This window comes from Pseudomonadota bacterium, from assembly GCA_039815145.1.
In the GTDB taxonomy this organism is placed as follows: domain Bacteria; phylum Pseudomonadota; class Gammaproteobacteria; order Steroidobacterales; family JBCBZW01; genus JBCBZW01.
The window spans coordinates 1-8,820 of the sequence record JBCBZW010000178.1 but is presented as its reverse complement, the minus strand read 5'-3'; the positions used below and the strand labels follow the sequence as shown (position 1 = coordinate 8,820).

8 protein-coding genes are annotated in these 8,820 nt (G+C 65.7%); 4 read left to right on the top strand and 4 right to left on the bottom strand.

Going from position 1 to position 8,820, the window contains the following annotated elements; translation table 11 throughout:
• Both AAF184_23355 and AAF184_23350 read left to right on the top strand, forming a co-directional pair.
• A partial coding sequence (locus tag AAF184_23355; GenBank protein ID MEO0425293.1) for a hypothetical protein occupies positions 1–279 on the top strand: 279 nt, incomplete at its 5' end.
• A 97-nt stretch (positions 280–376) separates the two neighbouring features.
• On the top strand, positions 377–2,266 hold the full coding sequence (locus tag AAF184_23350; protein ID MEO0425292.1) for a hypothetical protein: 1,890 nt from the start codon (positions 377–379) through the stop codon (positions 2,264–2,266).
• On the opposite strand, the gene AAF184_23345 is transcribed toward AAF184_23350, so the two are convergent.
• Positions 2,263–3,669 carry a right-handed parallel beta-helix repeat-containing protein gene (locus tag AAF184_23345; protein ID MEO0425291.1) on the bottom strand — a complete coding sequence of 469 codons (1,407 nt, stop codon included), beginning with the start codon at positions 3,667–3,669 and terminating at the stop codon, positions 2,263–2,265. The genes AAF184_23350 and AAF184_23345 overlap by 4 nt on opposite strands.
• Before the next feature lie 202 nt (positions 3,670–3,871).
• On the opposite strand from AAF184_23345, the gene AAF184_23340 reads away from it, so the two are divergent.
• Positions 3,872–5,101 (top strand): kelch repeat-containing protein, encoded by a 1,230-nt coding sequence (locus AAF184_23340; protein MEO0425290.1) that lies wholly within the window; start codon positions 3,872–3,874, stop codon positions 5,099–5,101.
• Here the strand turns inward: AAF184_23340 and AAF184_23335 are convergent.
• The 3 genes from AAF184_23335 to AAF184_23325 form a co-directional block, all read right to left on the bottom strand.
• Positions 5,098–6,249, bottom strand: a complete 1,152-nt coding sequence (locus AAF184_23335; GenBank protein MEO0425289.1) for a glycosyltransferase family 4 protein — start codon at positions 6,247–6,249, stop codon at positions 5,098–5,100. The two genes, AAF184_23340 and AAF184_23335, sit on opposite strands and share 4 nt — an antisense overlap.
• The gene (locus tag AAF184_23330) at positions 6,246–7,241 is read right to left on the bottom strand and encodes a sulfotransferase (GenBank protein MEO0425288.1); all 996 of its coding nucleotides are present in this window, start codon (positions 7,239–7,241) and stop codon (positions 6,246–6,248) included. The genes AAF184_23335 and AAF184_23330 overlap by 4 nt, the downstream gene beginning before the upstream one ends.
• A 382-nt stretch (positions 7,242–7,623) precedes the next feature.
• Entirely contained in the window at positions 7,624–7,782 is a 159-nt protein-coding gene (locus AAF184_23325; GenBank protein MEO0425287.1) for a hypothetical protein, read from the bottom strand.
• Between AAF184_23325 and AAF184_23320 the strand changes: the two genes are divergently transcribed.
• Positions 7,772–8,820, top strand: a 1,049-nt coding sequence (locus AAF184_23320; GenBank protein ID MEO0425286.1) for a putative Ig domain-containing protein, incomplete at its 3' end; no start/stop codon positions are given. The two genes, AAF184_23325 and AAF184_23320, sit on opposite strands and share 11 nt — an antisense overlap.

Sequence of the window (8,820 nt, the reverse complement as noted above, 5' to 3'; positions counted from 1 at the left end):
GGGGCGAGTCGCTACCTGCGTGAGCGCGGAGTGCGCTATACCTTCAGCCGTTTGACGCGTTTCAACACGGCCTCGCGCCGGGCGCACGATCACCTCGGCTGGAAGCGCATCGGCCGAGCTCTGTTCCTGAAGCTGTGGAGCCTGGAGATCATGTTCAGCGACCTCAAGCCATGGTTTCACGTCTCCCTCGGGGAGACGGGTCGCGCCCCCATCGCCCTGACACCCCACACCCTCGAGCGGGCTGACGATGTCGCGACCGAAAGCGAACAACCTTCTTAACTTAGATGCGGCACTGCCTACGGCGCCTCTCCCGCGCGGGACGACGGCCGATTCCGACGCAGCGCATACCACCACCGTAGAGGCATTCAGTTAGCTCATGGCGCTCGACACCCTCCGGCCAAAGACCCTCACGCACCTGCTCCTGGCGGCAACCATGTTCGCAGGCGCCAGCCAGGCAGCCATCAACGTCGGCACACTCCAACACGACGGTCCGGCCACCCCCGAACAGCTGTCGCTGCTGCTGCCGATCACCGGCGCCACCGACGCGGGCACCAGCGCCGCCGTGCGCTACAAGGAGCAGAGCGCGAGCGATTGGATCGAGGCGCACAGCCTCTACCGCATCCAACCCTCCGCCACCAACGCCCCTGCCGTGGGCGAAGTCCTGGACGCCTTCGCCTGGCCGATCATCGGCTTGAACCCGGGCACGACCTACGATGTGGAGGTGACCTTGGACGACGGTGTGGCCCCCGTGGTGCGTACGGCCACCATGACCACGCGTGCCCTGCCGGGCGCCGCGCCGCCGGCGACCGTGACCTTGAACGCCACGATGAGCTTCGACGACATCCAGGACGCCCTGAACGCGGTGACCGCGGGCGATGTGATCGAGTTCCAGGACGGCACCTATCAGTTGCCTGATTTTCTCTCCATCACCGGGGCTCGCGATGCGGCCGACACCGAGGCGTTCAACGCCACCGCGGTGGCGCCCATCTACGTGCGCGGCGAAAGCCGCGACGGCGTGATCCTGCAGTCGGCGCCTACGGGATCACCGGGCCCGGTGATTCGCCTCGAGCGCCACATCAACCACTTCATCCTGGAGAACATGACCATCCGCGGTGTGGGGGTGGATGGCAGTAGCCAGCGCGGCATCCTCGGCAACGACGGCAGGACCAACACGGGCGGTGATTCCTACAACAACATCACCTTCCGCAACCTCACGATCACCGAGGTGGACCGCGGCATCCAGTTCGTGACCGAGGCCCAGGGCGTGCTGGTCTACAACAACACGGTGATCGGCAACAACATCTGGACCTCGGCCTTCGTCGACACCAACCTCACCTGGACCGACGACGGCCTCAACGTGCCCGGCAGCGGCAACGTCTACTTCAACAACACCGTGCGCGGCTTCGGCGACAGCTTCTCGGTGGCGAGCCACTCAGGCAACGACACCAACACCTACAGCTTCGGCATCCACATCTACCGCAACGATGCGCGCAACTCGGGCGATGATTTCTTCGAGGCCGACCACGGCCACCGCAACATCAGCTTCTACGACAATCGCTCGCACAACAGCATGACCTTCCTGTCCCTCGACCCCCTGTACGGCGGACCGCTGCTGGTCGCCCGCAACACGGCGATCAACATCGGTCGCCAACCGCACAAGTGGAACGACCAGAACTCGGGCAACTTCGTCTACAACAACACGGTGGTGGTCACCACCATGACGCGCCAGGTGGCAGGCTGGATTCAGGACAACAACGGCCCCACCGAGTACTACGGTGTGCGCAACAACATCCTGATCTGGACCGGCGTGGGCACGGATACGCTACGCATCAGCAACCGGGGCCACAGCAACGTGGACTTCAGCCACAACTGCTGGTATCCGGACGGACGGGTGCAGTTCGATGGCGTGTTCGACAACTTCGCCGAGGCCGAGCGTGATGTGCCGCCCACGAACCCGATCTTCAGCGGCCTCACCAAGCGCTTCACGGCGCACTCGATCTGCGAGCGCAACCCCTTCGTGACGGAGATCGTCCTCGGCAGCGATTACCTGACCGAGGTCACCCAGACCTACTGGCCTGAGCTGCGCGCCAACAGCGGCGCCTCCGGCAACGGTATCGCCATCGCCAACATCACCGACGGGTTCACCGGCGCCGCCCCCGACCGCGGTGCGGCGATCACCGGCATCGGTCAGCCGGACATCGGCGACCTGGGCGAGTCCGGCATCGGCACGACGCCGAAGCCACCGACCAACCTCAGCGTCAACTAACCCTCGTCCCAGGCCGCTGGACGCGGGAGCGCGGACAGCGCCGGCGCGTAGGCCGGCAGTCCCGCGGCCTCGCGACTGTCAAAGCGCCGGTTGTCGCGGTCCTCGAAAGCCTTCAGGCGGCTGCCGTTGATGGCGACGAAGGTGTTGTTCTCGAGCACCACTTCCCCCGTTTCGCGCCCCGACAGCAACCAACGGCAGCAGCGATCAGGGTCGTCGTAGATGAACCAGCTATCGCTCACGTAAGCCGCGTGGGGAACACCGAGGTTGAGTCTGCGCCCTTCCTGGGCCAGCCCGATGATGTCGTGGTTGCTGGAGTTCGGCCCCTGCTGCAGCACGCTGTCCACCACCCGCAACACACCGCCACCGTAGTAGTCGATGCCGCGCGAGTTCTGGCCGTTCAACGCGGCCACGATGGAACTCTCCACGATGAACCGATGAGCGCCCACCTTGACGCTGTGCCCACTGCCCTGGGTGGAGTGAACGATGCTGTCGCGCAAGATCACCTCGCGCCCCTTGTTCACGTATATGCCATGAGCCCGCCCGTCCTTGCCGTTGCCGATGAGCAAGGAGCCCTCCACGATCAGGGCCCCCTCGGGGCCGACGCCGCCCATGACCCCGTTCTCACTGCGCAGGCAGATCACGTTGCGCAAGTGTGCGACCTGGCTGGTCTGGGCGCGGGGCTGCAGCCTCACGCACGCTCCGTTGTTGTCCGAGACGGCGATATCCTGAATCTGCACGCCTTCGAGCAGGAACTGACTGCTCGAGAAGTTGAACGCGCCCTTGCCGGCGCAGGCCGTGTTGAAAGTGGCACGGGTGCCATCGGGCGCGATATCGCCGATAACGGCGATGCTAGGTTTGATCTTGTTGGCGCACTCGCCGTAGAGCCCCGGCGCGAGGCGAATCGTGTCGCCGTCCTTGGCTGCCTCGAGGGCGTCGACGAAGGTCTTGAAGCGGCATCTCTTCTCCGCACAGACGCGAAGCTCACGGCCGCGAAAGGTGGGAGCTGCCACGGACGGTGCGAAGTCCACCTCGGCCACCTTCGCAGCGTCGGGGAAGGCGGGCGTCGGGGCCGCTGTCATGGGCGGTGGTTGGCTGGCCGCGGCGAGCCGGGCAGTACTCGCTGGCGAGGACGAATCGGGTGGTGCGAGGGCCGCGGCAGGCGGGGCCAACGCCGCCACCGCATGCTCCAACGCCGTGACGCGCTGCTCTAAACTGGCCACGGCCGAGCCTGCAGACAGTGACTTGAGTACCTGCCCGGCCACCGCGACGGGGCTGTGACCCGAGAGCTTAGCCAGGGCGAGCAGCCCGACGGCCACCAACGCGCTCATCACCGTCGCCACCGTGGCGCCTAGCAGCAACAGCCGCCCTGTTCCAAGAGGCTTCCCTTCAGTCGGACGATTCATCACATGTCCTAGCGTTTGGCTGGTCAGCGGCCCCGGATCTTACGACGAAATTGACAGACTGTGGGCAGACACACGCGCCCGGCCGGCCCCCTGTGGTACCTTCTGCGGCCGCTCGGAGGAGGGTGTAAGGCCTGGACGAGCGCAAACTGTTGCCCGAACCGCAATGCCTGGGCCCAACCCGTTCCTGTCACCGCGCACTGATATGAGCTCGTACACGGTCCCCGCCAACCCGCTTTCCATCCTGTTCGCCCTCCTGCTGTTGACCACCGCGGGGGGAGCCAACGCGTCCGTCGATTACATCGAGGACATGGAACCCTACGAGGTAAGAGCGCTGACCGGCGCCTTCGCCCCGACCAATGGCAACGAGACCATGGAGGACGCGACGCCCCAGGACTGGTTGGACAACGACCCGTCCGTGCAACAGCTCCGCGGCGTCGTCCGCTCCTGGTCCGGAGGCTTCAAAGCTGTAGAGGGCACCAAACTCTGGGTGCACGGCGGCGGCCACCGAGACAGTGCGAACAACGGCATTTACCAATATGACTTCGCCGGCACGGACGGCCCCGTCGGCTTCGAACTCATCTCCATCAGCGATGTGGCGGACGTGCGCTTTCGCGACGGCCCCAACGGCGAGCAGTTTCCCGACTACCTGGACGGCAAGCCGCTCTCCACCCACACCTACGACGGCTTGGTGTTTGCCCACCACAACAACACGCTCTACCGCTTCGGCGGCGCACCCTACGACGAGGGCGGCGGCGGCTCGGAAACGGCCTGGAAGTTCGACCTGGGCACCGGCGAGTGGACCCGACTACCGGACCTGCCAGCCGTGTCGAGCCCCCTCTTCTTCTTGAACCTCCTCTACGACCCCGAGACACGGAAAATCGCGCTGTCACGCGGCCGCTTCACCACCGTCTTCTTCAACTGCGACACCGACACCTGGGGCGGACAGGACGAATCCTCGCGAAGCATCCCCTTTCAGCCGGATCGCCCCAGCGCCTGGGATCCCAGCCGCGACCGTGGCCTGCAGATCGGCGTTGGCGCTTCGTTCCTGTGGAACATCGACTTCGAAAATGAGACCACCAGCCTCGAGAGCGTCGCGCTCAGCGGCGATCGGGAGATCGAGCAGGCCGATGCCCCGAGCCCGATGTTCGATGCAGGCTTAAACACCTATTGGGTGATCGGCGGTGACGACGAGAGCCCCGGGTGGAGCAGCCTCTACGAGATCAATGCGTCGACCTTTGCGGTCACACGCCACCCGCTCACGGGGGATGTAATCGAGCAGACCCTCCAGCAGGGCAGCTACGGTCGCTTCGTGTTCCTGGAGGACGATCGTGCGATCGGCATCGTGGCGGCGCACGACAAGCCCGCCTACATCATCCGCCTGCCCAAGGTGGTGATCCCCGAGCCGCCCACCAACCTGCAGATCACGAACTAGTCGCGAACGCCCAGGTCGCGGAACAACCCCTCCACCACCTCGGCGTTCTGGGCCCAGGTGAAGCCCCGTTCGTCGATGCTCTCGCGGGCCCGTTGCCCGAGCGCTTCGCGCAAGGCGGGCTCCTCGCACAGGTGTTCCACCGCTCCTAGCAGCCCCGCGGGTTGATCGGGATCGAACAACCACCCGGTCTCGGCGTGGGTGACGACCTCGCGGATGTTCGCCGTGTCCGGCGCCACCACAGCACTGCCCATGGCCAAGTACTCGAAGAGCTTCAACGGTGAGGCGTACGCCACCACGTCCGGCTGCAAGGCCACATCGAAGGCGCCGACGTAGCCGGCCACCTCACTGCGGCCGACGATGCCGGTCACCGTGATCTGATCCGTGACGCCGAGTTCCTGCGCGCGTGCCTCGATGGTCTGCCGCGCCGGGCCATCGCCCACGATTAACAGGTGTCGCTCAGGCGAGCGGGCCACGAGATCGACCGCGCGATCCAAGCCGTGCCAATCGCGCACGAACCCGGTGAACCCGAGCACCAGGCGACCGCCGAGGCCGAGGGCCTCCTTCGCTTGGTCCCGGCTCGGACGGTCACGGAACTTATCCCAATCGACGCCGTTAGGAATCACCCGCACGTGTTCGGCATGACCGCCCTCTTCCACCACCATGTCCCCTAACACACGGGTGACCGGCAGGGTGCGATCAGCATGCTTCCAGCAGTAGCGCTCGCTCCAGCGCGCCAGCCCTTGCAGGGCGAGCCCGCCACTGTGCTTGGCCCTTTCCTGACGCAGAGGCGCGTTGACCTCCAACAACATCGGGAGACCGAACCGTTTCTTCAGCCACACGCCGGCGGGCATGAAGAGGGTGTAACGTTCGTACAAGCAGTCCGGCCTGTGCTCCAGCACGGCACGGCGGAGTTTCCAGTAGGCGAGCAGGCTGTAGCCGAATTCCATCAGCTCGTACACCGCCTTAGGCATATGGCGCTTGAGCCAGTCGACGAAGCCACCGTCGGCACCGAACTCCTTCTCGTCGGCGAACTTCGGCCCCACCATGATCAACTCATGGCCGCGCGCCTTGAGCGCTCGGGTCAGCTCATCGATGTGTACGTACTGACCGTCCTTAGACGCGACGCGATGGTGGTAGAGGATCTTCATCGGTCATCCGCATCTTGCAGTTGGCGTCGTACCATCGCGTACTTCTCCAGGGCGAACCGCCCGACCGCCGACTGCTGCACGATAGTCTCGATTCGCTCCGCGATCTCCGCCGGGAGCTGCTCCTCCCAGCGCGAGATGCTGCCAAGGGGGTTCTTCGCGACCGAGAAGTAGCCGCCTTCGCCGCTGCCGTTCATCTCGTCGATGAACGTGCGGATCTGTTCGTGCAGGTCGATACCGATGAACTCGCACATGTCCTGCACCCGATCCACGGTGTTCAGGCAGATGTCCTCGTAGGACACGAGGAGGTAGTTGGGGTTGGCACCCAGCTCTCGCTCGCTCTTGTCGTTCTGAACCATCCAGGTGTAGGCGGCCTGCTCCTCGTAGCTCAGAGCGTCGAGGCGGTCGACCGGGATATCGAAGGCCTTGGCGTTAGACATGCGAGCGATCTCGTGGATGAACATGTCGCGATTCATCAACTGCTGCTCGATACCCCGCAAAAGGGAGGCGAGCACCGCGCCCGGGTGACGCACGATGTGGATGAACTTCGTGGGCGCCGAGGCAGCCGCGAACATGGGCACTCGACAGACGGAGCTTACCGACTTGATTAGGTAGAAGAATCCATCCCCCCGCGCCAGATCCGGTACGGGCAAGCGAAGTCCGAAGCGCTCGGCAGCGGAGAGGGGGGCCAGCAGCGCGTTCTTCGCATGCTCCGCCATCGGCGAGCGGAAGTCCTTGCGGAAGTGTGGCCGCTTACCGCTGACGGACGGCACCGCGGGACGGGTGAGTTCGAGGAGATAGCGCCGGGCGGGTGCCTCGAGGCGTGCGTACTCCTCGGGCTCCGGCAGGAACGGCAACTCGGGGCACTTGCGCAGCTTGTCCGGCTCGTGGCGGTAAAGGGTCTGCGGCGAGGCGTCGAGCAGCTTCGCCAGGAGCGTGGTGCCCGAACGGCCGGAGCCGTAGGTGAACACCGTGCGCTCTAGGGGATTGCTCATCGCCAGTGCTCCGCAGAGAAATGAACGGGGATTCGGTTCACCGTCGCTGGCGGCGAACCCCGGCCCGCCACCGCGCGCCTGGGGACCGCTGAGGCGCAGCGAGCAGCGGCGGAGAATAGCGCTCGCGCCTTATGCAAACAAGGGCTTGCATCCCGCTTCGGCGTGGGTAGCTAGGCGTCTCACCCCTCCCCTGGCCGCTTCCGTCAAAAAGCCGTGCGTTCGGCCGGATGGCTCCGCCAGAAGTGCGACGGGCGTCCAATAAGGCGCCTCAAGATCCCCCCGAATCGGTCGTCTACCCCCCTTGGGAGCGTGCTTGTTGACGCTTCTCAGCGCCTCGGACGACGAACCGCTGACGGCCTCGCCCCGTCACGACCGCCTCGTCCTACTTCACACGGCCGTGTTCCGGCCCCAGCTGTTGTCCAAGGGTGATCCTGTAGATGCTTGCCAAGTTATCCACCAGGCTGCGATCGCTATCGTGCAGAGCGCGCGAGGTCTCCCGGGCAAGGGCGTCGGCGCCGGCGTGGGTGGCAATGCTGGCCATCGCCGCCACGGTGGCAGGATGCGGCGGCGAAGAAGGCGGCGGTGGCGGCGGCACACCCCCACCGCCTGAGGACACCAACGCGGCACCGACGATCGACGGGTCGCCGGCCGAGCGCGCCGAGACGGGCATCCTCTACACGTTCGTGCCGAACGCCAGCGACGCCGATCGCGATGCCCTGACCTTCAAGGTCGACAACGCACCGCGCTGGACCAGCTTCTCCACCGCCGACGGCACCCTGAGCGGCATGCCGCAGCAGGGCGATGTGGGCACCTACCCGAACATCGTCATTAGCGTGAGCGACGGTGTCGCCGAGTCGGCCCTCGAGCCCTTCGAGATCGTGGTGGTCTCCAACGAGCAACCCCCTGCACCGCCGCCGGCTCCGTCCAACCGGGCGCCGTCGATCTTCGGTGATCCCAGCACCGAGGTCATCGCCGGCGAGAGCTACCGCTTTACCCCGGGCGCGACCGACGCCGACGGAGACTCGCTGTTCTTCAGCATCTCCACCAACCTCAGCTGGGCGAGCTTCTCGGCCGATAACGGCACCCTGAGCGGCACGCCCAGCCTGGACGACGTGGGCACCTACGAGAACCTGGTGATTACCGTGTCCGACGGCTCTGCCTTGGACTCACTGCCGCCGTTCACCCTGGTTGTCCGCGCGCCCGAGATCCCACCGCCCCCGCCCAACTCGCCCCCGGTGATCACCGGCATGGCACCGGCATCGGTGGGTGTGGATCTCCCATACCTGTTCATTCCGTCCGCCTCCGACGCCGACGGCGATACGCTCGCCTTCAGCGTGGCGAACCTGCCGTCCTGGGCCAGCTTCTCGGCCACCACCGGCTCCCTGTCGGGCACCCCGACCGAGAGCGATACCGGTGACTACGCGGGCTTCACCATCAGCGTCTCGGACGGCGTGGCCGTCTCCAGCCTCGCGCCCTTCACGATCACCGTCGAGGCGGGCGTGAACTCGGCGCCGACCATCTCCGGCGTGGCACCGACGAGCGTGCTCCCTGACGCGCCCTACGACTTCGAGCCGAGCGC

Excerpts from the sequence above, each read along its gene's own strand:
- AAF184_23350 (MEO0425292.1), top strand. The coding sequence starts at position 377 with ATGGCGCTCGACACCCTCCGGCCAAAGACCCTCACGCACCTGCTCCTG.
- AAF184_23345 (MEO0425291.1), bottom strand. The coding sequence starts at position 3,669 with ATGAATCGTCCGACTGAAGGGAAGCCTCTTGGAACAGGGCGGCTGTTG.
- AAF184_23340 (MEO0425290.1), top strand. The coding sequence starts at position 3,872 with ATGAGCTCGTACACGGTCCCCGCCAACCCGCTTTCCATCCTGTTCGCC.
- AAF184_23335 (MEO0425289.1), bottom strand. The coding sequence starts at position 6,249 with ATGAAGATCCTCTACCACCATCGCGTCGCGTCTAAGGACGGTCAGTAC.
- AAF184_23330 (MEO0425288.1), bottom strand. The coding sequence starts at position 7,241 with ATGAGCAATCCCCTAGAGCGCACGGTGTTCACCTACGGCTCCGGCCGT.
- AAF184_23325 (MEO0425287.1), bottom strand. The coding sequence starts at position 7,782 with ATGGCCAGCATTGCCACCCACGCCGGCGCCGACGCCCTTGCCCGGGAG.